Below are 25,172 nucleotides of genomic sequence, written 5' to 3' on the forward strand. Positions count from 1 at the left end.
AATGCGTATCAGGGCAGACGGGCGGGCTGTCGGATCGGACGCAAGAGCGCCGACGGGGCGCGAAACGCGGGGCAATGGGGGAGGACAAGGCCGAAGTCGCCCTCTTGCCGTCATGGCGCAGGGCATGGGTGAACCGCGAACCCTGGCCATCAGGACGCGGGGCAGGCGACCGCGCGCGCCGCCCCGCCCCCCCCTGTCAGGGTGCGACGAACTGCCGCCCGTCGAAATGGTCGAGCGGTTCGCGCCCCTCGTCCAGGCTGAAGTCGATGATGAGGCCGACGCGCTTGGCCACCGCCGCCTTCTCCGGCTGGAACGTGTAGCAGCTCGGCGGCATCTTGCTGGCGTCGGACTGCTGGTCGATGGGTCGCGTGCGGCCATGGGCGACGATGCTGCCCCATTGCAGCAGCTTCGCGGCTTCCTTCTCGGCGGGTGCCAGAGTCTCGATCCAGCCGCGCAGCTTCATGATATTCTGGCCCGCCACCGCATCCGGCACGCGCATGGTGAAGCCGCCATCCATCTCCCAACGGTGGACAAGCTGGCCATTGCGCCGAATCTCGGAGGCGTTGCGGCCGTCATGATGATCGCTGACCAGAATGTCGTACCGGGTCGGTCCGGCATCACCCGCGTGCGCCGCCGCCAGCGTGGCGAGGTCGTGGAGGTGGGTGCAGTTCACCGACTTCTCCCCCCGCGCCGCCACATCGGCCAGCGCCACGCCGGTGAAGGTCTCCACCAGCGTGAGCGGCGCGCCGGGACAGGTGGTCCAGGGCGCGCGCTCCATGACCGGCTCCACGGCGGTAACGGTCGTGCCGTCATGCACCAGCGTCACCGCCATGCTGTGATAGTCATCCTCCAGCGCCGCCGTCACCCAGCCCGCGCCGGGCGTGACGAGGAAACGCCGACGATAGCCCGACAGGTCATCCAGCCGTTCGCCCGCGCCTCCCGTCATGGCCTCAGTCCCGCGCCAGCAGCAGCGCAGCGGCCAGCGGACCGCCGCCCGACGTCGCCACCGCGACCTTCGGATCGCCCGGTATCTGCCGCTCGCCCGCTTCCTTGCGCAACTGCGCCACCGCTTCATAGGCAAAGCCGAAGCCATGGAGGCGGCCCGCCCCCAACTGCCCGCCCGCCGTGTTCAACGGCAATTCGCCATCGCGCGCGATCCGGGTGCCGCCCTCGATGAACTCATGCCCCTCGCCCACCTTGCAAAAGCCAAGGCCCTCCAGCCAGGTGATCGGGAAAAAGGCGAACCCGTCGTAGAATTGCACGGTGTCGACGTCCTTGGGCGTATAGTCGGTCTTGGCCCACAGGTCCGGCCCGGTGGCATAGGCCGCGACCCATTCGGCCTGATCCCAGCTATAGCGATCCACCTTGCCCGCCGTCGCCGCGATGCGGATCGGCGTCGCCTTGACCTCGTCCAGCGTGTCGCCCGCCGACACGATCACCGCCGTCGCAGCGTCGGAGAAACGATCGCAGTCATAGAGGCAGAAGGGCGTCGAGATCAGCCGCGCCTCCATATACTCGTCCAGCGTCAGCGGCTTTTTCGTGATGTTGCGCGCATTGGGATTGAGCAGCGCATTGCGGTTGGCGTTCAGCGCGATCTGGGCAAGCTGCTCGCGCGTCATGCCGTACCGCTTCATGTGCCGCGACGCATATTGCGCCACCCATGTCGCCGCCGAAATGGCGTAGAAGGGCGCCGTCCATTGCGAGGCGCCATCCACCGTCTCGCGGCGCAGGGCGGGAAATTCGTCGGGGCGCGACAGGGCCGCCGCCTCATACACGGTGCGGAACACGATGACATGGCGCGCCTGCCCGGTCTTTACGGCCATGGCCGCTTCCGCGATGGCGGAAAGCTGGGCCGGCAGTTCGCCGCCGCCCATGTGCCAGCGCGCCTTGATCCCGCACACCTCGATCACCTCGTCCGCGCCGATGGGCGAGAAGCCGAGGAAACCCGCCATGCGACCCGGATAGGTGGCGACGCCGTCGATCTGGTCGAAGGTCAGGCCCGCATCGGCCACCGCCTGCTTGATCGCGTCCATGGTCAGGCCGAGGGCGGACCGCTCGACGCGCACGCCGACCTCCGATTGGCCGATACCGGTGATATAGGCTTCGGACGCCGAACCCTTGCTATTATGGGCCATGGTTCAGGCGACCTTTTCGAACAGGGGAAACCAGATGCCGTCCTGTTCCTCGAACACGACCTTGACCTTGTCGTCGATCTCGACCGCCTCGACCGGCGAGCCGACGATGTTGGTGGTGAGATAGACGCCCGGTGCATCGTCCAGCTTTACGCGGGCGATGACGAAGGGCACTTCCAGGCCCGGCAGCCAGGGCTGGTGATTGACCGTCATCGTGTCGATGACGCCGGTGCCCGCGACAGCAAAGGGCGCGGCATTTTCCGACTGGCAATGGCGGCAGAATTGGCGCGGCGGGTGGGTAAACTGGCCGCAGTCGTCACATTTGACGATGTTCAGCCGACCCTCCGATCCCCCCGTCCAGAACGGGCGGTTCGCGGCGTCGAGGCGGGGTCTGGGTCGTTTGGCACTCATCGGGCGGGGCTCCACATCAAGATTGGGGCATCAGTTGAACGACAGAAGTCGGGCGATTGGGATCTGGCGACTGGGGTGGTGGACAGGCCGGTCCGGCGGCTCGTCCCCTGTCGGAATCGGGCGGGGCATATGGCGAGCGGGAGCTGGACAGGCCGCGAGGCGAAACGCGCGCCATTGGCCTTGAAGACATTTTCCTCTCTCCCCTCCGCCATGTCGCCGCACGACCCTGTCCGCCCGCCGGTCGCTCCGTCAGGCGGGATATTCTACCCACCCGGTCCCGCAGCGCCAGCCCGACTTTGCGCCGGGCCGCTTTCCTGTCCCCCTCACCCGCTGCAAATGCAACGCGGGCCGGGGATGCGCCGGTTCGAAATCGCTCCTGCGATCACGCCTCTCCCCCGAAAGGCAATGCATCGCCATGGCGATCAGGCGCGGACAGGAAACCATGCAGGTGCAAGGACCGACAAGTTTCCTTTATGGACCATTATCGCGACACATGGGACAAGAGAGGCCCGCTCGCCCGGACGATGCCGGCAGGTCTATAAGGCCCGCCACCATGGACGGGTCGGCCATGGCCATGGAGAGAGAAGCCGTAAGGACGACATGCACGGGAGGATCGCAGGAACGGGCAGGCCGGAGCCATTGGCGCGACAGTCCTGACGGCGGTATCCCGGCAGACCAATGACACCATGCCCGATGGCGGGGAGAGGGATGGCAGGGATAGGATCGCGCCGTGCGGCAACCGTTTCCACCCCACCGGACCCTCCGCGCCGGGCATGACGACAACCGATTGCACGGGCCGCCCCCAAAGCGGCCCGACCACCGAAACCCCGGCTGCCCCGGCAGCCTGTCAAACCCTGTCAGGGAGTATGAAATGAGCGATTATCTGGGCTACAAGGGCAAGCGCGTCGTCGTCACCGGCGTCTTTTCCGGCATGGGCGAGGCCACCGCACGGATATTGACGGAGCTTGGCGCGGAAGTGCATGGCTTCGACTATAAGGACAGCAACCTGTCGCTCGCCTCCTTCACCAAGGTCGACCTGCGCGATCCCGCGTCGATCGAGGCCGGCGTCGCCGGTCTGGGCAATGGCCGCATCGACGGCCTGTTCAACTGCGCCGGCCTGCCCCAGTCCTTTCCCGCGCTGGACGTGATGAAGGTCAACTTCCTCGGCACCCGCCACCTGACCGAGACGATCCTGCCCCTGATGGGCGAGGGCAGCGCCATCGCCAGCATCGCCTCCACCGGCGGCCTGGGCTGGAGCCGCCGCATCCCCACCAACATGGAATTCATCACCACCAAGGGTTTTCAGGCCGGTCTGGACTGGTGCGAGGCCAACCCGGAGACGATCGACAGCGGCTATGCCTTCTCCAAGGAGAATGTGATCGTCTGGACGCAGTTCCTGGGCGCGCACCTCATCAAGAAGGGCATCCGCATCAACTGCACCCTGCCGTCGCCCACCCAGACGCCGATGATGGCCGAATTCCACGCCGCGTCGGGCAAGGATGTGGTGGACGCCGCCGCCGAGCCGATGGGCCGCTACTCCACCCCGGAAGAGCAGGCGGGCGGCCTCGTCCTCCTCAACAGCGCGCTGGCCAGCATCATCAACGGCGTCGTCCTGCCCGTGGACGGCGGCTTCATGGGCGGCGTTGCGACCGGCCAGGTCGACCTCAGCAAGATGATGAAGCGCGCCGCGCCGACCGCATGATGTCCCCGGCGGGGCCGACACCCCGCCCGCACGGCGCGCCGACGATCGTCGGTGCGCCGGACAACGCTGACCTTATATAGGATCGGGGCGGTCACCAGGGTGCGGCCGCCCCTTTTCCATGGCCGAAACGGGCCTGCAACCGCTTTCAAAATATCGCGCCAGCGGTTGACGCCGACGCAGAATCATGGTGCGGCAGATCACCCAAGGGATATATCCCACGCCAAACCGACCACCCGACCGAGGATGCCAGGATGAACTTCGACCTCACCGACGATCAGGAAATGATGCGCGATATGTTCGCGCGCTTTCTGGACGAGCATAGCAGCACCATCCGCGTTCGCGCCGCCGAACCTTCGGGTTTCGACGCGGAACTGTGGAAGGGTCTGGGCGAACTGGGCGCCTTCTCGATCCGCGTGCCGGAGGCGTCCGGTGGTCTCGGCATGGGCCTGTTCGACGCCGTGCTGCTGATGGAAGAGGCGGGCCGCACGCTGGCCTCCGGTCCGCTCGCCGAAACGCTCGTCACCGCGCGCCTGCTCGCCATCCTTGGCGGCGCGGAGGCGGAGGCGCTGCTGGAACGGGTCGGCACCGGTGAAGCCGTGGCGACCATCGCCCTGCACGACAGCGCCGCACAGCCGCGCCAGTGGGTCGGCGGCGGTTCCGTTGCGGAGGCCATCGTGGCGCGCGACGGCGACAGCATCGTCCTCGTTTCCATCCCGGAGAGTGCCCGCAGCAGCGAGCCGAATCTCGCATCCACCCCCATCGCGGAGATCGACCTGTCCGCCCATCCCCGCATCGTGCTGGGGTCCGGCGCGGACGCGGTCAAAGCGTTCGAGCAGGCGGTCGAGGAATGGAAGCTGCTCATCTCCGCCGCGCTTGCCGGTCTGGGGCGCCAGGCCCTGCAACTCGCCGCCGCCTATTCCGGCGAACGCAAGCAGTTCGGCCAGTTCATCGGCCAGTTCCAGGGCGTGTCCCACCCGCTTGCGGACCAGCTTTGCCACGTCGACGGCGGCAGGCTGATGGTGTGGAAGGCCATCCGCTCCATCGCCGATGGTGACGAGGATGCAGGCACGATCATCTCCCTCGCCGCATGGTGGAGTGCGGAGGCCGCGGGCACCAGCGTGGCGCGCGCGCTCCACACCTTCGGCGGCTATGGCCTCAGCACCGAATATGACATTCACCTGTTCAACCTGCGCGCCAAGGCATGGCCGCTGGTCTATGGCGATCCCAAGCGCCATCTGGAGGATGCGGGCAGCCGCCGCTATGCGGGCGCCGCCGTATCCCTGCCCGATGTGGGCGAGACGCCGATCGAATTCGACCTGGGCGACGAAGCGCGGATGATCCAGAAGGAGATCGCCGACTTCTTCGAAACGCAGGTGACGGACGAGGAAAAGGCCAAGTTCCACTTCAGCTGGGAAGGCTATAACCCGCGCATCAACAAGGCCTTGGCCGACGCGGGCCTGCTCTTCCTCGGCTGGCCCAAGGAGATGGGCGGCCGCGGCATCACCCCCTATGCCAAGCTGGCCGCCATGGAGGCGTTCGAGCATACCGGCTACAACAACCCCGCGCATAATGTGACCGCGATGGTCGGCGCGATCCTCTATCGCTTCGGCAGCGACGAGGTGAAGGAAAATATCCTCGCCAAGATGCTGAGCGGCGAGGTCATCACCAGCCTGGGTTATTCGGAGCCGGGTTCGGGGTCCGACGTGTTCGCCGCCCAGTGCCGCTCCTCGCAGGAGCCGGACGGATCGTGGCGCATCAATGGCACCAAGATGTGGACGTCGGGCGCGAACATCACCGATTATGTCTTCATGCTGACCCGCTCCGACCCGGAAGCGACGAAGCACAAGGGCCTGACCATGTTCATCGTGCCGCTGAAGACGGAGGGGGTGACGGTGCAGGCCGTTCACACCTTCATGGACGAGCGGACCAACATCACCTTTTACGACAATGTGCCGATCCCCGACAGCTATCGTCTGGGCGGCATCCATGACGGCGCGCGCACCATGACGGCGGGCCTTGAGCTGGAGCATGGCGGCGGTTTCGGCAAGGTGCAGCGCGCCATGCAGAAGGCCGCGGAGGAACTGGCGCGCGAGATCCGCGTGGGCGACCATAGCCTGATCGAGGAACCGCAGGCGCAGCAGCGTCTGGCCAAGACCTATGCCAGCCTCGTCGTTGCCGACCTGCTCACCTTCCGCTCCATCTGGGGCAGCGTGAACAAGAAGAATCTGCAAGGCGTCGGTCCGATGGCCAAGATGTTCTCGTCAGAATGTTTCCAGGCGGATTCGCGCGACCTGCTCGACCTCACCGCCCCCTATTCGCTGTCGAAGCGGGAGGGGCCTGCGGGCTTCCTCAACCAATGCTATCGCCATGCGCAGGGCACGACCATCTATGGTGGCAGCAGCGAAGTGCACCGCTCCATGGTCGCCGAAAAGGCGCTCGGCATGCCGCGCACGCGCGGCTGAGAGGGGAAGCAGCAGATGACGACGGACACCACGACCGAAGCCCCGCACCTCCTGACCGAGGAGCGGGACGGCATCCTGATCGTAACCCTCAACCGCCCGGAAAAGCTCAACGCCCTGTCATGGCAGTTGATGGAGCTGTTCGACGAGGCGGTCTATCATTTCCGCGACACGCCGGAACTGAAGGTCATGCTGATCCGCGCGACGGGCCGCTATTTCAGCGCGGGCGCGGACCTCAAGAGCGGCACAGGGCGCAAATATATCGAGCAGGGCCGCAGCGCGCGCGGCATCCGGGAAAATCACCGCATCAACCTGAACGGCATGCACCGCATCTATGACGAGATGGAGCATATCGAGAAGCCGATCGTGGTGGCGCATCAGGCGAAATGCGTGGGCGGCGGCCTCGAAATGTCGCTGTCCTGCGACTTCCGCCTTGCCGCCAAGAGCGCATCCTACGCCTTCCCGGAGGGTCTTTTCGGCACCCTGCCCGCTTCCAACGGTGTCAGCCGCCTGACGCGGCTGTGCGGCGCGCACTGGGCGCGCTGGCTCATCATGGCGAACAAGCCCGCGGACGCGGACATGGCCCTCACCATGGGCCTCGTGCATCAGGTGATTGCCGACGAGACGTTCGAGGACGAAGTGATGGATTTCTGCCGTCACCTCGCCAAGCAGAATGGCGAACAGATGGGCGCGGCGAAGGTCGCGATCGAGCTGGCCGCCGAACTCGGCCCCGAAATGGGCCGCCATGTCGAGCGGATGGCGAACAGCGCGCTGATGCTGAACCCGGAATATCTGGAACGCATGGAAGCCTATGTGAAGAATGTGGGCGGCAAGAAGGGCTGATCCACCACGCGATGCCGCAGTTCCCGACACAGGGGCTGCGGGATCGCGGGTCGGCGGCGTCCCGTCGATGCCGGGCCAATGCAGGGCCGGTGACGATGCCGGCCTTTGACGGCCCCTTGCACGTCCGGCCATCATGCCGTATCGCGATCCGGTCATCTGGGGAGTAGCCAGCCTTCTTTCGGGAAGGGCTTCCGCGTCAACATACTCGGTCGAGAGGCCGTGGTGCGGGAGGAACGACGGCGGGACATGTCCCGCCTGTTCGGGCGAGACCAATGGCGTCGCATCTCCGTCCATGCCGGGCGGGGAGGTGCGATGTCGTTGGAATCATCGAATTGCCCGGCCCGGAGACCTGCCTTGGAAGCCCTGTTAACCTCCACCGCCGTCGTCGCGCTCGCCGAAATCGGTGACAAGACGCAATTGCTCGCCATCCTGCTGGCCACCCGGTTCCGGCGGCCCTGGCCGATCATCGGCGGCATTTTGGTCGCGACCCTCGCCAATCATTTCCTCGCCGCGCTGGTCGGGCAACAGGTGGCGTCGATCCTCGACGGCCTATGGTTCCGCTACCTGATTGCGCTGTCCTTCATTGCCATGGCGATCTGGACGCTGGTGCCGGACAAGATCGACGATCTGGAGGACAAGCCCGCACGGTTCGGGGCGTTCGTGACCACGACCATCGCCTTTTTCCTCGTGGAGATGGGCGACAAGACGCAGATCGCCACCATCGCGCTGGGCGCGCGCTTCAACGAGGTGGTGCCGGTGATGATCGGCACGACGCTGGGCATGATGATCGCCAATGTGCCCGCCGTCTTTCTGGGCCATGAACTTATCAAGCGGGTGCCGCTCAACGTCGTGCGGATGGTGGCGGCGTCGCTGTTCCTGCTGATCGGCCTGTGGTTGCTGGTGCAGACGGCGGGGTGGATCTGATTTTTCCGTACGGGTGGAGGATTTCCCTCCACCCGCCGTTAGAGCGCGATGACTTTTCCGTGAGTCGTTCTTGCGAGCGCAGCGAACCGCAGGTGGACGCAGCCCAACCCATCCCCTGCGGCGTGCTTCGCTGCGCTCGCAAGGGCGAGGGTGGGGCAATCCGACGTCATTACGCGCTGGAGGCGGGGTGACGGGAAAAGCGATGGATCAAAAGGCCAGGGCGTCGGGCCGATGCTATCGGGTCAAAACTTGCTCCAGCTTGCCGCCGATCGACTCCGCCACCCACCCAGCCGTGCGCCGCCTGCGCGCCTCGCCATCCGCCTCTCGCCTTCCTTCCCGCATCGCTCGCCTGGGCACGCCCCCTATTTGCGCAGCGGGCATCCACACTCCCTCCCCAGCCCACCGCCACGCCCCTTGGTTGACAGCCTGCACCCCCACGGGCATCGGATGGAGTTGCGATAATGCATGCCATTCCCCGGCCCAGTGGAGCCTGTCCGCGCGATGACCGCCGATGACCGCCGTTTGAATTCCCCCCAGTCCGTCACCCGCGTCATCCGCATATTGGAGGCGCTGTGCGCCGCCGACGGCCCTGTCGGCCTCGCCGACCTGTCCCGCCTGCTGGACACGCCCAAGAGCAGCCTCGCCGCCCTGCTGCGCGGCCTGACCGACAGCGACGTGCTGCTGTTCGCGGATGGGAGCTATCGGCTCGGCCCCGGCGCCTTCGGCCTCGGCAGCGCGTTGATGGAGGCGCGGCGGCGCATCCAGTCGTCGGATCTGGTGCGGGAGGGGATGCGCCGTCTGGCCGACCGTTCCGGCGAGACTGTGCTGTTCGGCGTCCGGGACGAGGATGGCCAGACCATGACCTATGTCGATGCGGTCGAAAGCCGCAACGTGATCCGCTTTGCCGTGTCGGCGGGCGACCGCCGCCCACTCTATTGCACGGCGGGGGGCCGCCTGCTGCTCGCCGTCGCCGGCGCGGCGGACGCTGCCCGCTATATCGACCATTACCAGCCCCGGCAGGTCAGTTCCCGCCCGGCCGTCACGCCGCGCCGTCTGGCCGCCATCGTGGAGGAGGTGCGCGCCGCCGACCTCGCCCAGACCGTGGATGAGATGGAGGATGGCGTCACCGGCACCGCCGCCCCGATCCGCGACGCAGGCGGCGCGGTGATCGGCGCGCTCATCATCGCCGCGCCCAGTTCCCGCTCGCAGGACCGGCTGATGGAACTGGCGACGCTGGCCCGGGAGGAGGCGCGCGCCATCTCCCGGACACTCGGCCATCGGGCAGCGCAGGGCGGCTGACGATCCGGGCGGCTCCGCCCCGCACGCCCCATAACCCTTGGCCGTCATCCCCGGACAGCCAGCCGTCCCCGGCCGTCCCGCTCAGTCGAGCTTGCGCGGCGTGCCGGTGCCCATGAACTGCGCCAGATTATAGTGCAGGCTGGCGATCGCCCGCTCCCGATAGGGGTTAGGCTGGGTGCCGCGAAAACCGCCATTCTTCATGCCCTGCTGCACCGCCGCCATATTGGCGAAATCCTGTTGCAGCACCGGCGGCCAGTCGGCGGGTTCGGTATATTCCCACTCCGTCTCCGGCGCCTCGTCCTCCGGGTAGAGTTCGTACACCGCCCCTTCGAAGATACACTTGTCCGGGTCCGCCTTGTATGGCCGCATCTGGTAGGTCAGCATGTTGTTGACCGCATGGCCGATCTGGAAATTGGGGAAGACCTGCCAGCTCGTGCCCGCCTTCGCATTATGGGCGGGGTCGACGTCGGGCCAGATCACGCCGCGCTTCTCGTCATCCGCGCGCGCGGACTTGAGCCAGTGCATAAGCACTTCGTTATTGGGCGTGCCCTCCGGCAGTTCGTCCTTCAGGCGCATCGCGGCGTTGTAGAGCGTCATGGTGGTGTTGGTGTTGGCCGCTTCCCAGGTATATTTCTGAAGCTCCGCGGTGGAGATGCGCGCGTCGCCATGGCCGATGCGCAGCTTCGCCTGCTGGTTGGCGTCCATCGCCTTAGGCGCGTCATAGCCGATATTGCTGTGCAGCCCCTGATTGCGCGCCCAGCCGTTGAACTCGGCAAAGGCCATGAATTCCGGGTGGGTGCCGGAGACATGGTAGATTTCGTTGAACGCCTCGACCGCGACCTTCCAGTTGCAGTCGAACACCACCCATTTGCGCCAGCGGCAGCGCATGTTCTGGAGCTGGAACGGGTCCAGATGGCTCGCCGCCGGTTCCAGATAGTCGCGCAGCGGCGCGGCATCCGGGTTCATGGTGATCCAGATCCAGCCGCCCCATGTGTCGACCCGCACCTCGCCCAGCCGGGTGCGCTCGTCGGTCAGCTTGCCCTGCCACAATTCCTTGTCCGCGATATGCGTGCACTTGCCCGCATGGTCGAAGGTCCAGCTATGGAAGCCGCACACGAAGCGCATCTTCTTGCCCACCGCATTGCGCTTGCCCGGCGGTGTGTCGACCAGACGGCGGCCGCGATGGGTGCAGACATTATAATAGGCCTTGATCGCATCGGGCGCGGTCCGCACGATCAGGATCGAATCCTCCAATATGTCATAGGTGATATAATTGCCGACTTCGGGAATATCCTCCACCCGTCCGGCCTGAAGCCATGCCTTGCGCCACAGCCGGTCCTGCTCGGCCCGCGCATAGTCGGGGGAGACATAGGCCTCGACACCGATGGTGACGGGCTGCTCCAGTTCCTCTGCACCTTCCACGATCTTGCCGATGTCCGCCATATCATCCTCTTTTATATCGCATCTTTGGCCCCGCCGTCCGGGGTCGGCGGGTCATCCCGGCGCCGCAATCCCTGACGACCTGCCTGTGCGGGACGGACCGGATGACGCTGTCGCACCGGCCTGTGCCCAAGGGTGATAAATGCCACAGCCATGACCCGTCCGACTTGACAGTTCCTGACAATTGGCCGCCGCGCAGCCATCGCTCCCACGCGCCGGCCCCATCTGGCCGAACGCCGACAACCCGCCTATAACCCGACCGCATATTGGATGAATGGGCCAATATCGACACAAGTGCAGGAGAGCGGCCATGGCCGAAATGAGATTCGACAATCGCGTCGCCGTCATCACCGGCGCCGGACGCGGGCTTGGCCGCGCCTATGCCGAACTGCTCGCATCGCTGGGCGCCAGAGTGGTCGTCAACGATCCGGGCGGCAGCATGAAGGGCGACGCCATCGTCGACGATCCCGCCGCCGAAGTGGTCGCGGCGATCCGCGCCGCAGGGGGTCAGGCCATCGCCAACCATGACAGCGTGGCCACGCCGGAGGGCGGCAAGGCCATCGTCGACGCCGCCATCGCCGAATGGGGCCGCATCGACATCCTCATCCACAATGCGGGCAATGTCCGCTACGGCTCGCTCAAGGAACTGAGCTATGAGGATTTCGAGGCGGTGCTCGACGTTCATCTGCGCGGCGCCTTCCATGTCGTGCGTCCCGCCTTCCCGCTGATGTGCGCGGCGGGCTATGGCCGCATCGTCCTCACTTCCTCCATCGGCGGCCTCTATGGCAACAAGCGCGTCACAAACTATGGCGTGGCGAAGGCCGGGCTGATCGGCCTGTCCAACGTCGTCGCGCTGGAGGGCGAGGAGGAAGGCGTGAAGTGCAACCTGATCGTTCCGTCCGCCGTCACCCGCATGGCGGAGGGGATCGACACCTCCCAATATCCGCCGCTGGGACCGGAACTGGTCGCGCCCACGGTCGGCTGGCTGGCGCATGAGGATTGCTCGATCAATGGCGAGATGCTGGTGTCCATCGGCGGCCGCATCGCCCGCGCCTACATCGGGGAGACGCAAGGCGTGTACCAGCCCGGCTGGACGATAGACGCGGTGGACGCCCGCATCGACGCGATCCGCGACACCACCGACGCCTGGCTGCTGCCCGTCGTGCCCGACGCCCACAAGGAGCATATCGTCCGCAGCTTCGCCATGGCGGCGGCGGGCAGCAAGCAGGACTGAAGCCGGCGGGCACCCGGATCGCCCCTGCCCCGCGCCGGACGATCGGTTCATCCGGTCCGGCGCGGCCTATGCCCGTCCCGCCCGTGTCGCGCCGCCCCATGCAGGCCCGACCCATGCAGAACAGGCGATGCGCGTGGCCTTCCCCATCTCTGGAACCTGATCCGATCATTCTGCATCGGATCAGGCTCTATGGGCCTTTTGCGTCCCGCATTTTCCGTGCCAGCGGAGGATGCCATCGGCTTCGAAAATGCTCTGGTCGCAAAATCGCAACATTCAGGTCATGATCCCGACATGATACCGCAATGGAGCCGTCACGCCGCTCTGCGATTGGCCCCCAGCCAACAGCGGTGTTCTGCCGCACGCCAAGCTTACTGGCGATAACAACTGGGGAAAGACCATGTCTCATCTGACTGACGAGGCGCGCGCGCCATTCCGCGACGCCCAGCCGACCATAGCGTGCGAAGACAGCCTGGAAGCGATTGTCTCCGCCAATCCGTCGCGCCGCACGATCCTGCGCAACAGCCTGTTCGGCCTGTCCATGCTACCCGTCTTCGGCGCGCTCGCCGCGTGTGAGAATGAGGACGTGGCGACGCCCGCCCCGACGCCCACCCCCACGCCCACCCCGGCCCCCAGCTATGCGATCAACTTCGCATCGGTCGCCGTCGGCACCGCCGACACGGTCGCCGTGCCGGCTGGCTACACCGTCGACGTGATCTTCAAGGCTGGCGACAGCGTCGCGCCCGGCACCGCCTATGCCGGCAGCTTCCCCTCCACCCCCGCGCAGGCCGAAACCTGGGCTGGCGGCAACCATGACGGCATGGAATTTTTCGCGATCAGCGGCGTCGACGCCAACACCGGCGGCCTGCTGGCCATCAACCACGAACTGCCCGACTATAACATCCTGTTCGCGGGCAGCAGCTACAACGCCGCCACCGCCACCGCCGACCAGAAGGCGATCGCCCTCTCCGCCGTCGGCGTGTCGGTCATCGAAGTCGCCAAGGGCACGGACGGCAAGTTCGCGGTTAAGGCCGGCTCCAAATATAACAAGCGGTACACCGGCAACACCAATTACCGCGTCGGTGGCCCCGCCGCCGGTTCGCTGCCCTCGACGATCAAGGGCACGCTCAACAACTGCTCCAGCGGCCGCACGCCCTGGGACACGTACCTGACGTGCGAGGAAACCTCGAACAACTATCTCGACCCGACGCAGCCCAACACCAGCTATGGCTGGGTGGTCGAGATCGATCCGCTGGGCGAACTGGCCCCCGCGACGAAGCGCACCGCACTCGGCCGCTTCAGCCATGAGAATGTCGCCTATCTGAACGACGCCAACAACCGCGTCGCCTTCTACATGGGTGACGACTCCACACCGGGCTGCATCTACAAGTTCATCCCCGACCGTGCGTACAGCAGCACCAACCGCGCCGCGAACACCGACCTGCTCGACTATGGCACCCTCTATGTCGCGCGCTTCAACGCGAACGGCACGGGCGAATGGCGCGCGCTGGTGCAGGGCCAGAACGGCCTTGTCGCCGGTGCCAGCGATCCGGGCAACACCAGCCAGAGCACGACGCCGGCGGCACCCACCACGGTCAATTTCAACACCCAGGCCGACGTGCTGCTCAACACCCAGTCGGCGGCGCGCGTCGCCGGCGGCACCGTGATGGACCGCCCGGAATGGCTGACCGTCGCCCCCGACAAAAAGTCGATCTTCGTGACGCTGACCAACAATGGCGGCCGCCGCGTGACGGACAATCCCAACCCGCGCGTCAGCAACCTGCACGGTCACATCATCAAGTTCAGCGAGACGGGCGACTCCCCGCTGGCCACCAGCTTCAACTGGAGCATCTTCCTGCTGGCGGGCAATCCGAACCTTGCCGAGGACAACCTGAAGGGCAACATCAACGGCGACATCTTCTCCAGCCCGGACGGCCTGCGCATCGACCCGCAGGGCCGCCTGTGGGTGCAGACCGACCATAACCTGACCGGCAATGCGGGCACGCTGGCCGGTGCGGCGGTCAACATGACGCAGGCGTTCGGCAACAACAGCATGTATCATGTCGACCAGACGTCGAAGCTGTCGAAGCGGTTCCTCGTCGGCCCCGAAGGCTGCGAGATCACCGGCATCGCCTACACGCCGGACCTCAAGAGCTTCTTCATCAACATCCAGCACCCGACCAAGGCGTGGCCGGTGAGCGGCGAACAGCCCCGCTCCTCGACCATCGTGGTGCGCCGCACGGACGGCCAGCCCGTCGGCAACTGATCTTTTCCAGACAGGATCGAGGAAGGACCGGGAGCGATCCCGGTCCTTTTCCGTTGGGAGAGGTTGGGTTTTTCGCCAGAAGCGCCTCCCACTCCGTTTGTCCTGAGCTTGTCGAAGGACTGTATTTTCCTTCTTCGCTGTGGCTTACGAAGAAGGGCGGTCCTTCGACAAACTCAGGACGAACGGGGATGGGATGTCCGCTCCCCTCAAGGGCATATATGCCCGTCACCCCGGACCTGATCCGGGATGACAGAAGGGGACAGGAGGAAACCACCCGAATATCGCTGTCATCCAGCCACAGTGTTGGCGATCACAACATGAGTGAACCCACCACCGCCCGCACATCCGTCAGGCCACGCGCTCACCGCACCGGGCGATGATCCCTTATCCCCAGTTCCAGCAACCGGGCCGCCGCCCGCAACCGGTCCCTGGCGTTTTCCGCGCCACGCCCGCCGCTGATGAGGTTCTGCACGTCCATGTTGGTGGCCATGGTCACGACGCGCTCGATGCCGCTCATCAACACCGTCGCCATGTCATAGGGTGCCGATCCGGCATCGTCCGGGCTGGCGTCCATCTGCTCCACGACCAGCCCGATCAGCGTCGTGGCGCTCGCGACGCGATGCGCCAGCATCCGCACGTCATGCTGGTCCGCCATCGCGTTGCGCAGATGCAGGACGCGCGTGTGGCGCAGCCAGAAGGCGTGGTAGGACAGCAGGAAAACCTGGCAATGCTCGCCCAGCGTCTCGTCGGGCCAGCGGTCGCGGATCGCCTGGAGATAGGCCTCCTCCGCCGTCGCCATCACCGGCTCCAGCACGGCCAGCAGCAATTCGGTCAGGTCGGTGAAATAGAGGTAGAGGGTCGTCATGCCCAGCGACGCCTCGCGCGCCACCGCGCTCAGCGTCATCGGGGTCGGCTCCGGCCGGGCCAGCAGCGCATTCGCCGCGGCGATGATGCGGTCGCGGGTATCGCGCCCCTTCCGCCCCAGTCGCTGGCCGTAGAGATTGTGGCTGATATTGTCGTCGGACGCAGGGGCTTTTCCGGATGACGGGCCGCGCTTCACAGGCTTGACCGCTGCCGTCTGCGTCTCACTCTCCGATATCATCACCATGCCTTATAGAGGAACGGTACCTTACAAAGGAACCGGCGGGCATGATAGCCAAGCCCGCCGGCACATTAAAGCCCCTTTTAGGCGGTGACGCGGATCGCGATCACCTTGCTCTCCAGGAACTCCTCGATGCCCTCGACACCCCATTCGCGGCCGATGCCACTGGCCTTGTAGCCACCGAAGGGCAGGTCGCCCGCGATGCACATGCCGCCGTTGACGCTGATCGAGCCGGAGCGGACCTTCTTCGCGACGTTCAGGGCGCGTTCCTCGCTGGCCGAAACCACGCCGCCGGACAGACCATAGTCGCTGTCGTTGGCGATGCGGATGGCGTCCGCATCATCCTCGAACGGGATCACGACCAACACGGGGCCAAAGATTTCCTCGCGCGCGATCCGCATGTCGTTGGTCACGTCGCCGAACGCGGTCGGCTCGATGAAGAAGCCTCCGCCCTTGTCCGGGCGCAGCTTGCCACCGGCGAGCAGGGTCGCGCCCTCCTCGATGCCGAGGTCGATATAGGACTTCACCCTGTCCTGCTGGCGCTTGGAGATGACCGGACCCATCATGTGGCCGGGGTTGTCGAACTCGCCCCAATTGTCGCCGAAACCGGCATAGGCGGCGGACAGGATGGCCTTAGCCTCCTCATAGCGGCTGCGTGGCACCAGCAGGCGCGACTGCACGGCGCAGCCCTGACCAGCGTGGAACACCAGCATCGACTGGGCGATTTCCTGCTGGAAGTTGGGCGCATCGTCGAGGACGATCTTGGCCGACTTGCCGCCCAGTTCCAGGAAGACGCGCTTCAGCGTCTTGGCGCCCTGCTCCATGATGCGGCGGCCGACGGCGCTGGAGCCGGTGAAGCTGATGAGGTCGACGCGCGGGTCATTGACCATCGTCTCGCCCGCCATCGCCGGGTCTTCGCCGGTGATGACGTTCAGCACACCCTTGGGGAAACCGGCCTTCTCGGCCCATTCGCCAAAGATCGACCCCATGCCGGGCGTGTTCGGCGCGGGCTTCAGGATGACGGTGCAACCGGCGAGCAGCGCGGAGACGACCTTGCCGACATTGACGTACAGCGGCACGTTCCAGGGCGTGATCGCCGCGACGACGCCGATCGCCTCATAGACGACCTTGCGGTCGCTCTTGTAGCCTTCCGGCCCCTTGATGCCATAATCCTTCTCCCACTTCACCTGCGGGAAAAGGTCGAGCAGATCCTTGTAGCAGGCGACGGCCATGTCGACATGCGCACGGCTGACGGCGCCGATGGCGGCGCCCGCCTCGACACGCGCGAGGGTCGAGATCCGCTCGCGGTCCGCGACCAGCAGTTCGAACATCTTCGACACCAGCTCGAACCGCTTCTGGTGGTTGTCAGCCCAGTCGGTGGTGTCGAAGGCGGTGCGCGCCGCGACGATGGCGGCGTCCACGTCGGCGGGCGACGCATCGGCGGCCTTGCCCACCACGTCGCCGGTCCAGGGACCGATGATGTCGAATGTCTTGCCGCCTTCCGCATCGCGGATGGCGCCGTCGATATACAGCTTGGCGTCGGGGAGAATGGACATGGTGGGATTCCTCAAAATGGCGTTGTGCGCGAAAGCGGTCGAAGGTGGGCGGGGATCACCGCCTCAGCGGTGGCGCGCTTCCATCTGGATGATCGGCAGGGACACATCGGCGGGCAGGTTAATGAGCGTCGGGAAAAATTCCGCGACGGAACCAAAGCTGCTGATCGGCCGTGCGCGCAAGTCCAGACCGGCGCGCAGATTGCCCTCGTGAAAGCGGCGGCCGATTTCCGGCGGCCAGTTGTTGCTGCTGTCCTCGTCCATCATCTGCCCGGCGCGGAACATGGTGACGGCGATGCCTTCGGGCTTCAGTTCCTGACACAGCGTCTCGGTGAAGCGTTCCAGCCCGGCCTTGCTGCTCTGGTAGAGGGAGAACATCACGAACGGCAGGTTGATGGATTCGCTGCTGATGTTGATGATGTGGCTGCCCTTGCGCATCAGCGGGATCGCCTCGCGCGAGCAATAGATCGGCCCGGCATAGTTGGTCTGCACCGCCGCCTCGATCTGCGCGTCGGTCGCCTCGGCCACCGTGAACGGTTCATAGACGCCGGCATTGTTGATGAGGACGTCGATGACCGGGGTCTTCTCCGCAACCGTCGCAAAGGCGGCGCGGACGGACGCGGGCGAGCCGACATCACATTCCACCGCATAGGAACCATGGCCCAGTTCGCTGGCGACGGCCTCCACCTTGGACAGGGTGCGGCCCAGCAGGATCAGGGTATTGCCCTCCGCAGCGAGCCTGCGGGCGATGGCCTTGCCCAGTCCCTTGCCGGCTCCGGTAACGACGATGCTCTTGCCCACTCAGACCTCCTGATATTTTGTGCGTGACGATTTAGCGACTGCGCCCCACTTCGGCCATGCCCGATTTGCACGGCCCACATCGCGGCGGCGATCCTTGGGACCGATGTTCTCAAATAAGTTTCATGGGCCCTGCGCCCCTCACTCCATCGCCATGTGCGGCGCATCGGGCGCATCGCCCAGTCGGGGCGGGCGCTTGGCGATCAGCGGCAACGGCGCGAGCGCGAGGAGCAACCAGAACATCAGGGTGAAATTGTCGAGATAAGCGATCATCATCGCCTGCCGGTTCACCAGCCCGTCGACCATGCCCAGGATCGCGCCGCCGGTCGTGCCCAGCCGCTCCGCCATCGCGCTGATGTCCACGCCGGGCAGGCTGAACGGGGTGATGCCCCCGACCAGATCGGCATGGCTGACCTGGATGTTGCGCGCCAGCATGGTGACGATGACGGAAATGCCGAAGGACGCGCCCAGATTGCGGGCCAGCGCCATGATCGCCGATCCCTCCATGCGGTTCTCCACCGACAGGCGCGAAAAGCCAATCATGTTCATCGGCACGAACACAAAGCCCAGCCCCAGCCCCTGAATGAAGCCGGACACGATAATCTCCCGCGAGGACTGGTCCAGCGACCATCGGGTCATCGTCCACATGGAGAAGGCGGTGACGCAAAAGCCGAACACGGCGATATAGCGATAGTCCAGCCGCTTCATCAGATGGTTGGTCAGGATCATGGTGACGACCACGCCGACCCCGCGCGGCGCCATCAACATGCCGGTGTCCATCACGCCATAGCCATAAACCGTCTGGTACATGGTCGGCAGCATGGCGGAGAGGCCGACGTTGGACAGGCCCAGCGCCGCCATCAGCACCAGCGAGGCGATGAAATTGCTGTCGTGGAACAGCGATCCCTTGAACAAAGGCTTGGCCGTCTGGCGGCTGTGGATCAGGAATATCCAGAAGCAGGAGATGGCGACGCACATCTCCACCATGATCTCCCGGCTCTCCAGCCAATCCCGCCCATGACCCCGGTCGAGCAGCAGTTGCAGCGCGCCCAGCGCCACCGCCAGCATACCGAACCCGAACAGGTCCAGCCGCCGCCGCTCTATGGGGCGGGACGGCAGCAGCCACCAGATCAGGGCCAGCGCGGGGATGCCGATCGGCAGGTTGACGAAGAACACCCAGCGCCAGTTGAGCTGGTCGGTCAGCAGCCCGCCCAGGAACGGCCCGCTGATCGGCGCGATCATCACCACCACGCCCCAGATGGCGACCGCGCGTGGCTGTCGGCTCGGCCGGTTGATGTCATACATGATCGTCTGCGACATCGGGCCCATGAAGGCCGCGCAAACCCCCTGAAAGATGCGGAACACCACCATCGCGGGCAGGCTGGTCGCCAGACCGCACAGGCCGGACGTCAGCAGGAAACCGCCGCACGACAGCAGGAACAGGATGCGCGACCCGATCCGGTCGGACAGCCAGCCGGTGATCGGCGTCGCGATGGCGCTGGCGATGATGAAGCTGGTCAGCACCCAGCTGACATTCTCGATCGAGGCGTCGAGGCTGGTCTGCATATGCGGCAGGGCGACATTCGCGATGGTCGCGTCGATGAACTGGCAGATGGAAATCGCCATCACCGCCCATGTCAGCAATTCGGGGTGGCGCGACGGCAGGACGGCACGGTCGCCCGCCTCGCTGCCCATCGCCGGCGTCAGGCTGTCGGACGCATCCCGCCCACCGCCCGCACCCCCGCTGCGGGATTCGCCGTCGCCCCGCCCGGCGCGGGCGGCGGCGCTATCGGCTGGTGTCGATGCGGACATGGGTGGACAGGCCCGCGATAAGGGAGCGGTCGGGCCGCCCGTCGATGGCGATGCGCACCGGCACGCGCTGCGTCACCTTGACCCAGTTGCCGTTGGCGTTCTGCGCGGGCAGCACCGCAAATTCCGATCCGGTCCCTGCCCCGATGCTGGCGACATGACCGGTCAGAGGCATACCGGGATAGGCATCCACCTTGATCTCCACCGGCTGGCCGACATGCATCGCCTTCAGGTCGGTTTCCTTGAAATTCGCCTCGATCCAGCTTCGGCCATCCATCACGATGCTCAGCGCGGGCAGGCTCTGCGGCAGCATCTGGCCGATCTGGAGCCGGTCCGCCTGGCTGACGATGCCGCCAACCGGCGCGCGCACCTCCGTCCGGCGTAGGTTCAGCAGGGCCTGATGCCGCTGCGCCTCGCCCGCCAGCACGGCGGGGTTGACGCCCGGCGCGGCGGCTCCGGTGGCGAGGTCGGCGCGCCGCTTCGCCTGCGTCGCCAGCCCGTCCGCCAACCGCCCGCGCGCCTGCGCCAGGTCATTCTGCGCCTTCTCCAGCGCCGCGCGGGTGGTAAAGCCCGTCGCCATCAGGTCCGACTGGCGACGACTAGCCAGCTCGTAAAAACGCACCGCATCGCGCGCCGCGTCGATCTCCGCCTGCGCGCCATTCAGATCGGCCTGCATCGCACCCACCTCCACCTGTGCGGCGGCGATGGCGGCGGTCGCCTGCTCCTCGGCGATGCGGAACGGTTCCGGGTCGATGCGGAACAGCAGGTCTCCCGCCTTCACAGGCTGGTTCTCGCGCGCCCGCACCTCGACGATGCGCCCGCCCACCTCCGCACTGACCGACACCTTGTCCTGATGGACATAGGCGTTGTCGGTGGAGACATAATGATCGTTGGCGACATACCAATAGGCCGCACCGCCGATGACCAGCACCGGCACCGACAGCATCAGCGCCAGTCCCCGCGCCCGGCTCTTGCGGGGCGCCGGGTCGGCGGCCATCAGGCTTTCGGCCGACAGATGCGGATCGCTCTCAGCCATGGGAGGCCACCGCGGGCGCTTCCCACGCCAGGATATTGCTGCGAATCCGGTGCAGCGCATTGTCCAGCGCCGCCCGCTCCTCGTCCGTCACGCCGTCCATCGCCATGGCCAACAGTTCCTCCGACAGGGGCCGCAGATCCTCCAGACGGTCGCGCCCCTTGTCCGACAGATACAGGTTCCACGCCCGCCGGTCAGCTGGGTCGCGCCGCCGTTCGATCAGCTCCGCATCCTGCAACCGGTCGACCATGCGGCACAGGGTGATCGGCTCGACCTCCAGCAGGTCCGCCAGTCCGCCCTGATTGATTCCTTCGTTCAGGCTCAGGATCGACAACACGCCCCATTGCGGCCGCGTGACGCCGATGCTCCGCGCCCGCGCGTCGAACGACCGCCGCATCAGCCGCGCCACGTCCGCGACCATCATCCCGATATTACGCCTGTCCATGGCGCAATAATTGCTGACCTAGCTTATTATCGTCAAGTCAATTATTGCTCTGGGCTGGTTTCCACCCCATATTCCGCCTGTACCACCCGGTCCGTCATCGCCAAAGGACGCCCCATGCCCAAGCATCCCGCCCCCCGCTTTGCCCTCTTCCGCGCCGCCGACGCCCCCAGTCTGGAGGAAAGCGGCGTGATGGAAAGCGTGCCGCCGTCGGAGGCGGTGCTGGCGGGGATGCAGCTGATGGCGGGAACGGGCGTGGGCAACGGCCATTTCACCCGCGTCCTCTATGCACAGGGCGGCATGAGCCTGGCCTATGCCTGGTTCAAGAGCGGCTTTCCCCTCCCCCGCCACAGCCATGACAGCGACTGCCTCTATTATATCGTCGGCGGTTCGCTGCGCATCGGGACGGAGGAGTTGAAGACCGGCGACGGCTTCTTTGTCGGAGCGGAGGTGCCCTATACCTATACGCCGGGCGAGAATGGCGTGGAGGTGCTGGAGTTCCGCACCGCCGACCAGTTCGACATCAAGAATCTGGCCGCCAACCCCGCCTTCTGGGCCAAGGCCGCGCAGACCGCACTGGCCAAGCAGGAAGCATGGCAGGGCGAAAGCGTGTCGCCGTCGGGACTGACGAAGACGGAGGTTTGAGATCCACCTCGTCCTTGCGAGCACAGCGAGCCACAGGCGGACGAAGCCCAACCCATTCCCTGCGGCGCTCATGGATGGCTTCGCTGCGCTCGTAAGGGCGATTCAATACCACTAAGGGGCGATCTGACCCCTGCCGCGTCAATCCGTCCGTCTCCAATCCCTTGGTCTTAAACCTGTCGAAGCTTGTTCTTCCGCTCCGACCAGTACACGGGCGGCCGTTCCCCATTCGAGTGGACGAATCCCCCCGCCCTAACGGAACGAACGGGCAGGATAGTCCTTCCCACGCCCTAACCGGCAAACGCCAGAATCTGCGGCGCCAGCATCGGCCAGTGCCCGAACAGCGCGCCTTCGCCCTTCATGCTGCGGGTCAGTTGCGTCAGCCATTCCGTATCGCCCCATGGCGGTTCGGCCAGATGCGCGCCGGGGATCAGCCGCGCCATCGCCTCGCTGGTGGCGCGGCTATGATGGGGGTCGGACTCGCCGCTGCGCAGGATCGCCACCGGCACCCGGATCGCCGCCAGTTGCGCCGCCGTCATGCAGGACACCGGCACGCCGGGATGCGGCATGAACGCCTCCGACCACAGCCGCATCCGGGCGATGAAACCGTCCACGTCCATCGCCAGAAGCCGTGCGCGATTGGCGGGGTTGCGGGTCAGCGGTTCCTGCCATCCGGGCAGCGCCGCGACCGCCGCCATGCCGCCGTCGAACGCCGCCATGATCGCATCGGCGCAATAGAATATCGGCAGCGTCGCGATGCCGATGGCCCCGCCGCTGAGCCACAGCACGAACACACGCTCGACCACATCGGGATGGCGCACCGCCGTCAGCAGCATCTCGCGCCCGCCGCCCGATCCGCCGATCAGCATCGTCGGCCCGAAATCCAGCGCGCGCAGCAGGCCGCCCAGCGTATCGGCGTTCTGGAAGCTCTCACCCTCGCCGGTGAAGGCGATGTCGGACTCGCCCGTATTGGGCCGGTCCCAGATCAGCACGCGAAAACCGCCCTGCGCCACCGCCTCGGCCAGTTCGCGGATACCGCCCGCATCCTTGGAAAAACGGCCGCCCGGCGTGATCGCGGCGGTGCGCGGCCCATCCCCTATGATCTCATAGACGATGCCGATCCCGTTGACGTCGATGCGTGCCATCCATCCTCTCCCCTTGGGGCCATCTCCCGTTAGGCGGGGATGATACCAACCCACGCATCACCCGGCCGGGATGATCCCTGTCAAATCCGGCATGGCCAGGACGTCACGGCCCCGGCTCTTGCTCTGACGGTCCCCCGACGCTCCGGCCTTCAGGCGGTTTCCGCCTCCAGCCGCTCCGTCGCCAGCTTGCGCAGGTCCGCCGTCTTGATCTTCGCCGTGCCGGTCAGCGCCACGTCGCCCTCATTGAAGAACAGCACCCGGCGCGGCAGCTTGTAGCTGGCCAGCTTCTCCTTGGCGAAGGCGCGGATCGCCTCCTCGGTCAACGCCGCGCCCTCGTGCGGGACGATGCAGGTGACGACCAGTTCGCCCAGCAGTTCGTCGGGCACGCCGACCGTCTGGCTGACCTTCACGCCGGAACAGCCCCGGATGACCTCGTCGATCTCCAGCGGGGAGACATTCGCGCCGCCCGTCTTGATGATGTCGTTCAGACGCCCTTCCCAGAACAGCCGCCCTTCCGCATCGACATAGCCGCCGTCGTTGGTCCGCAGGAAACCCTCGTCATCCATCGACTCATCGACCGGGATGCCGACATAGCCCATCATGACCGTCGGCCCCTTGACCGCGATCTCGCCCCGCTCGCCCACCGGCACGATATGGCCGGTCAGCGGATCGACGATCTTGATGCTCGCGCCCGCCGTCGGCTCGCCATGGCTCTTGAGCGACACTTCCGGCGGCGTGCCCGACCCGAAGACGCTGATGAGCGTGAACGTCTCGGTATTGCCATAGGCCTGCGCCGGTTCGCGCCATGCGCTGGTGACGGTCGGATGCTGCGCCAGCGGCGTCAGCGCATCGACATAGATGAGGGACGACAGGTCGGTGGTCGCAAAGCTTGGCTCGGCGGTGAGCTGCGCCCACTGGTGCGGCCAGGCGATCGGCATGGTCGCCCGCTCCTTCTCCATCAGCCACAGCGCCTCCTTCGCATCGAACCAGCGTTGCAGGACCAGCGTGCCGCCGGCGGACAGGGTCGCGCCCATGGCGGACGCGAAATTGCCCGACCAGAAGAAACCATTGGCCGACCATGTGCGCGGCGGATGGGCCGGGTCGGTGTTATACCATTGCGCCCAGCGCCACATCTGGAGGCACACGCCGCGATTGGCAGACAGAATCCCCTTGGACTTGCCCGTGGAGCCGGAGGAGAAGAGCAGCACGCCCGGATCGCTGGGCGCGACGGACGCGGCGGTCGCATCGACCAGCGCGCGCGGGATGGCCGCGCCTCGCGCGCGCCATGCGCTCCATCCCTCGACCGCGCCGACCGTCTCTTCGCTGTTGATCGTCGCGACATGGCGCAGGAAGGGGAATTTGAGGGAGATGATCTCGCCCGGCTTCGCGGTCGCCACGGCAGGCTCGATCTCCGCCAGCATGACGGCAAAGTCCTTCTTGAGGACGCCGCGCTCCAGCAGGATCACGGTCGGCGCCGCCATCTTGAGCACCGTCTCCAGTTCGGTGGCGGTGTTGAAGGTGCTGATCGGGCTGGCCACGCCACCCGCAAGGCCGGTGCCGAACACGCAGGACAGAAATTCGAGGCGGTTCGTCGCGACGATGCCGACCCGCGCGCCCTTGCCGACGCCCGACGCGATCAGCGCCTGCGCGACCTCGACCGACCGTTCGTACAGTTCGTCATAGGTCCAGCTCTCGACCGTATCGCCGATGCGGAACACCGCCGCCTGACGCGGGCCATAGCGTTCCTTGATCTCGCGGACATAGCCGCCGAGCGTCAGCGCGCCGACGCCCTGTTCATCGGCCAGCGGAATGCCCCGCACCAGCGAAAGCCCGTCCACCACCTGCACCTTGCTCGTCATGCCGACTTCCTCATCCTGTCCGCGTCCGGCCTTTCGGCCTGTCCGAAGGCCGACGATCCTGCGTCGGCCTCCGGTCCCTGTT

At 66.0% G+C, this 25,172-nt stretch carries 20 protein-coding genes and 1 riboswitch; of the genes, 8 read left to right on the forward strand and 12 right to left on the reverse strand.

From position 1 onward, the window contains the following. Window positions 1-196: 196 nt before the first annotated feature. The 3 genes from LWE61_RS09975 to LWE61_RS09985 are packed head-to-tail and all read right to left on the reverse strand — an operon-like array spanning window position 197 to window position 2,543. Window positions 197-946, reverse strand: a complete 750-nt coding sequence (locus LWE61_RS09975) for a DUF2889 domain-containing protein (protein WP_234149910.1) — start codon at window positions 944-946, stop codon at window positions 197-199. Window positions 947-950: 4 nt separating this feature from the next. Further along, a complete protein-coding gene (locus LWE61_RS09980) occupies window positions 951-2,135 on the reverse strand; it encodes a thiolase family protein (protein ID WP_234149911.1) in 1,185 nt (394 codons plus the stop codon). Window positions 2,136-2,138: 3 nt separating this feature from the next. Beyond that, entirely contained in the window at window positions 2,139-2,543 is a 405-nt protein-coding gene (locus tag LWE61_RS09985) for a Zn-ribbon domain-containing OB-fold protein (protein ID WP_234149912.1), read from the reverse strand. An 871-nt stretch (window positions 2,544-3,414) separates the two neighbouring features. Here LWE61_RS09985 and LWE61_RS09990 point away from each other — a divergent pair. From LWE61_RS09990 to LWE61_RS10010, 5 genes are all read left to right on the forward strand, one after another. After that, window positions 3,415-4,245: a coniferyl-alcohol dehydrogenase gene (locus tag LWE61_RS09990; protein ID WP_234149913.1), complete on the forward strand. Its 831-nt coding sequence runs from the start codon at window positions 3,415-3,417 to the stop codon at window positions 4,243-4,245. 251 nt (window positions 4,246-4,496) lie between these two features. Further along, a complete protein-coding gene (locus tag LWE61_RS09995; RefSeq protein ID WP_234149914.1) occupies window positions 4,497-6,707 on the forward strand; it encodes an acyl-CoA dehydrogenase family protein in 2,211 nt (736 codons plus the stop codon). A gap of 15 nt (window positions 6,708-6,722) precedes the next feature. Further along, window positions 6,723-7,547 (forward strand): enoyl-CoA hydratase/isomerase family protein, encoded by an 825-nt coding sequence (locus LWE61_RS10000; RefSeq protein WP_234149915.1) that lies wholly within the window; start codon window positions 6,723-6,725, stop codon window positions 7,545-7,547. Window positions 7,548-7,692: 145 nt separating this feature from the next. Beyond that, a riboswitch (yybP-ykoY riboswitch) is annotated at window positions 7,693-7,867 on the forward strand. A gap of 34 nt (window positions 7,868-7,901) precedes the next feature. Further along, on the forward strand, window positions 7,902-8,471 hold the full coding sequence (locus LWE61_RS10005) for a TMEM165/GDT1 family protein (RefSeq protein WP_234149916.1): 570 nt from the start codon (window positions 7,902-7,904) through the stop codon (window positions 8,469-8,471). A gap of 465 nt (window positions 8,472-8,936) precedes the next feature. Further along, the gene (locus tag LWE61_RS10010) at window positions 8,937-9,770 is read left to right on the forward strand and encodes an IclR family transcriptional regulator (protein ID WP_234149917.1); all 834 of its coding nucleotides are present in this window, start codon (window positions 8,937-8,939) and stop codon (window positions 9,768-9,770) included. 81 nt (window positions 9,771-9,851) lie between these two features. On the opposite strand, the gene LWE61_RS10015 is transcribed toward LWE61_RS10010, so the two are convergent. Then, window positions 9,852-11,213 (reverse strand): aromatic ring-hydroxylating oxygenase subunit alpha, encoded by a 1,362-nt coding sequence (locus LWE61_RS10015; RefSeq protein WP_234149918.1) that lies wholly within the window; start codon window positions 11,211-11,213, stop codon window positions 9,852-9,854. 307 nt (window positions 11,214-11,520) lie between these two features. Here LWE61_RS10015 and LWE61_RS10020 point away from each other — a divergent pair, with 307 nt between their 5' ends. Both LWE61_RS10020 and LWE61_RS10025 read left to right on the forward strand, forming a co-directional pair. After that, entirely contained in the window at window positions 11,521-12,444 is a 924-nt protein-coding gene (locus LWE61_RS10020) for an SDR family NAD(P)-dependent oxidoreductase (RefSeq protein ID WP_234149919.1), read from the forward strand. A gap of 397 nt (window positions 12,445-12,841) precedes the next feature. Beyond that, the gene (locus LWE61_RS10025) at window positions 12,842-14,707 is read left to right on the forward strand and encodes a PhoX family protein (protein WP_234149920.1); all 1,866 of its coding nucleotides are present in this window, start codon (window positions 12,842-12,844) and stop codon (window positions 14,705-14,707) included. 361 nt (window positions 14,708-15,068) lie between these two features. Here LWE61_RS10025 and LWE61_RS10030 read toward each other — a convergent pair whose 3' ends face one another. The 6 genes from LWE61_RS10030 to LWE61_RS10055 form a co-directional block, all read right to left on the reverse strand. Further along, a complete protein-coding gene (locus LWE61_RS10030) occupies window positions 15,069-15,809 on the reverse strand; it encodes a TetR/AcrR family transcriptional regulator (RefSeq protein ID WP_234149921.1) in 741 nt (246 codons plus the stop codon). An 83-nt stretch (window positions 15,810-15,892) separates the two neighbouring features. Continuing rightward, window positions 15,893-17,365, reverse strand: a complete 1,473-nt coding sequence (locus tag LWE61_RS10035; RefSeq protein ID WP_234149922.1) for an aldehyde dehydrogenase family protein — start codon at window positions 17,363-17,365, stop codon at window positions 15,893-15,895. A gap of 63 nt (window positions 17,366-17,428) precedes the next feature. After that, a complete protein-coding gene (locus LWE61_RS10040; protein WP_234149923.1) occupies window positions 17,429-18,163 on the reverse strand; it encodes an SDR family oxidoreductase in 735 nt (244 codons plus the stop codon). A 138-nt stretch (window positions 18,164-18,301) separates the two neighbouring features. Further along, the gene (locus LWE61_RS10045) at window positions 18,302-19,972 is read right to left on the reverse strand and encodes a DHA2 family efflux MFS transporter permease subunit (protein WP_234149924.1); all 1,671 of its coding nucleotides are present in this window, start codon (window positions 19,970-19,972) and stop codon (window positions 18,302-18,304) included. Next, window positions 19,947-21,005 (reverse strand): HlyD family secretion protein, encoded by a 1,059-nt coding sequence (locus LWE61_RS10050; protein ID WP_234149925.1) that lies wholly within the window; start codon window positions 21,003-21,005, stop codon window positions 19,947-19,949. Before LWE61_RS10050 ends, LWE61_RS10045 begins: the two co-directional genes overlap by 26 nt. Next, window positions 20,998-21,447 (reverse strand): MarR family winged helix-turn-helix transcriptional regulator, encoded by a 450-nt coding sequence (locus LWE61_RS10055; RefSeq protein WP_234149926.1) that lies wholly within the window; start codon window positions 21,445-21,447, stop codon window positions 20,998-21,000. The genes LWE61_RS10050 and LWE61_RS10055 overlap by 8 nt, the downstream gene beginning before the upstream one ends. A gap of 114 nt (window positions 21,448-21,561) precedes the next feature. On the opposite strand from LWE61_RS10055, the gene LWE61_RS10060 reads away from it, so the two are divergent. Next, window positions 21,562-22,089: a cupin domain-containing protein gene (locus tag LWE61_RS10060; RefSeq protein WP_234149927.1), complete on the forward strand. Its 528-nt coding sequence runs from the start codon at window positions 21,562-21,564 to the stop codon at window positions 22,087-22,089. Window positions 22,090-22,376: 287 nt separating this feature from the next. Here the strand turns inward: LWE61_RS10060 and LWE61_RS10065 are convergent, their stop codons facing one another. Both LWE61_RS10065 and LWE61_RS10070 read right to left on the reverse strand, forming a co-directional pair. Then, window positions 22,377-23,231, reverse strand: a complete 855-nt coding sequence (locus tag LWE61_RS10065; protein WP_234149928.1) for an alpha/beta fold hydrolase — start codon at window positions 23,229-23,231, stop codon at window positions 22,377-22,379. Between the two features lie 149 nt (window positions 23,232-23,380). Next, the gene (locus tag LWE61_RS10070; protein WP_234149929.1) at window positions 23,381-25,090 is read right to left on the reverse strand and encodes a class I adenylate-forming enzyme family protein; all 1,710 of its coding nucleotides are present in this window, start codon (window positions 25,088-25,090) and stop codon (window positions 23,381-23,383) included. Window positions 25,091-25,172: the final 82 nt, after the last annotated feature.

Origin of the sequence: Sphingobium sufflavum, assembly GCF_021403115.1 — a bacterium.
GTDB classification, from domain to species: Bacteria; Pseudomonadota; Alphaproteobacteria; order Sphingomonadales; family Sphingomonadaceae; genus Sphingobium; species Sphingobium sufflavum.

What these genes read in the sequence shown, in the direction of transcription:
- LWE61_RS09975 (WP_234149910.1), bottom strand. Translation starts at nt 946, where the DNA reads ATGACGGGAGGCGCGGGCGAACGGCTGGATGACCTGTCGGGCTATCGT.
- LWE61_RS09980 (WP_234149911.1), bottom strand. Translation starts at nt 2,135, where the DNA reads ATGGCCCATAATAGCAAGGGTTCGGCGTCCGAAGCCTATATCACCGGT.
- LWE61_RS09985 (WP_234149912.1), bottom strand. Translation starts at nt 2,543, where the DNA reads ATGAGTGCCAAACGACCCAGACCCCGCCTCGACGCCGCGAACCGCCCG.
- LWE61_RS09990 (WP_234149913.1), top strand. Translation starts at nt 3,415, where the DNA reads ATGAGCGATTATCTGGGCTACAAGGGCAAGCGCGTCGTCGTCACCGGC.
- LWE61_RS09995 (WP_234149914.1), top strand. Translation starts at nt 4,497, where the DNA reads ATGAACTTCGACCTCACCGACGATCAGGAAATGATGCGCGATATGTTC.
- LWE61_RS10000 (WP_234149915.1), top strand. Translation starts at nt 6,723, where the DNA reads ATGACGACGGACACCACGACCGAAGCCCCGCACCTCCTGACCGAGGAG.
- LWE61_RS10010 (WP_234149917.1), top strand. Translation starts at nt 8,937, where the DNA reads ATGCCATTCCCCGGCCCAGTGGAGCCTGTCCGCGCGATGACCGCCGAT.
- LWE61_RS10015 (WP_234149918.1), bottom strand. Translation starts at nt 11,213, where the DNA reads ATGGCGGACATCGGCAAGATCGTGGAAGGTGCAGAGGAACTGGAGCAG.
- LWE61_RS10020 (WP_234149919.1), top strand. Translation starts at nt 11,521, where the DNA reads ATGGCCGAAATGAGATTCGACAATCGCGTCGCCGTCATCACCGGCGCC.
- LWE61_RS10025 (WP_234149920.1), top strand. Translation starts at nt 12,842, where the DNA reads ATGTCTCATCTGACTGACGAGGCGCGCGCGCCATTCCGCGACGCCCAG.
- LWE61_RS10030 (WP_234149921.1), bottom strand. Translation starts at nt 15,809, where the DNA reads ATGATATCGGAGAGTGAGACGCAGACGGCAGCGGTCAAGCCTGTGAAG.
- LWE61_RS10035 (WP_234149922.1), bottom strand. Translation starts at nt 17,365, where the DNA reads ATGTCCATTCTCCCCGACGCCAAGCTGTATATCGACGGCGCCATCCGC.
- LWE61_RS10045 (WP_234149924.1), bottom strand. Translation starts at nt 19,972, where the DNA reads ATGTCCGCATCGACACCAGCCGATAGCGCCGCCGCCCGCGCCGGGCGG.
- LWE61_RS10050 (WP_234149925.1), bottom strand. Translation starts at nt 21,005, where the DNA reads ATGGCTGAGAGCGATCCGCATCTGTCGGCCGAAAGCCTGATGGCCGCC.
- LWE61_RS10055 (WP_234149926.1), bottom strand. Translation starts at nt 21,447, where the DNA reads ATGGACAGGCGTAATATCGGGATGATGGTCGCGGACGTGGCGCGGCTG.
- LWE61_RS10060 (WP_234149927.1), top strand. Translation starts at nt 21,562, where the DNA reads ATGCCCAAGCATCCCGCCCCCCGCTTTGCCCTCTTCCGCGCCGCCGAC.
- LWE61_RS10065 (WP_234149928.1), bottom strand. Translation starts at nt 23,231, where the DNA reads ATGGCACGCATCGACGTCAACGGGATCGGCATCGTCTATGAGATCATA.
- LWE61_RS10070 (WP_234149929.1), bottom strand. Translation starts at nt 25,090, where the DNA reads ATGACGAGCAAGGTGCAGGTGGTGGACGGGCTTTCGCTGGTGCGGGGC.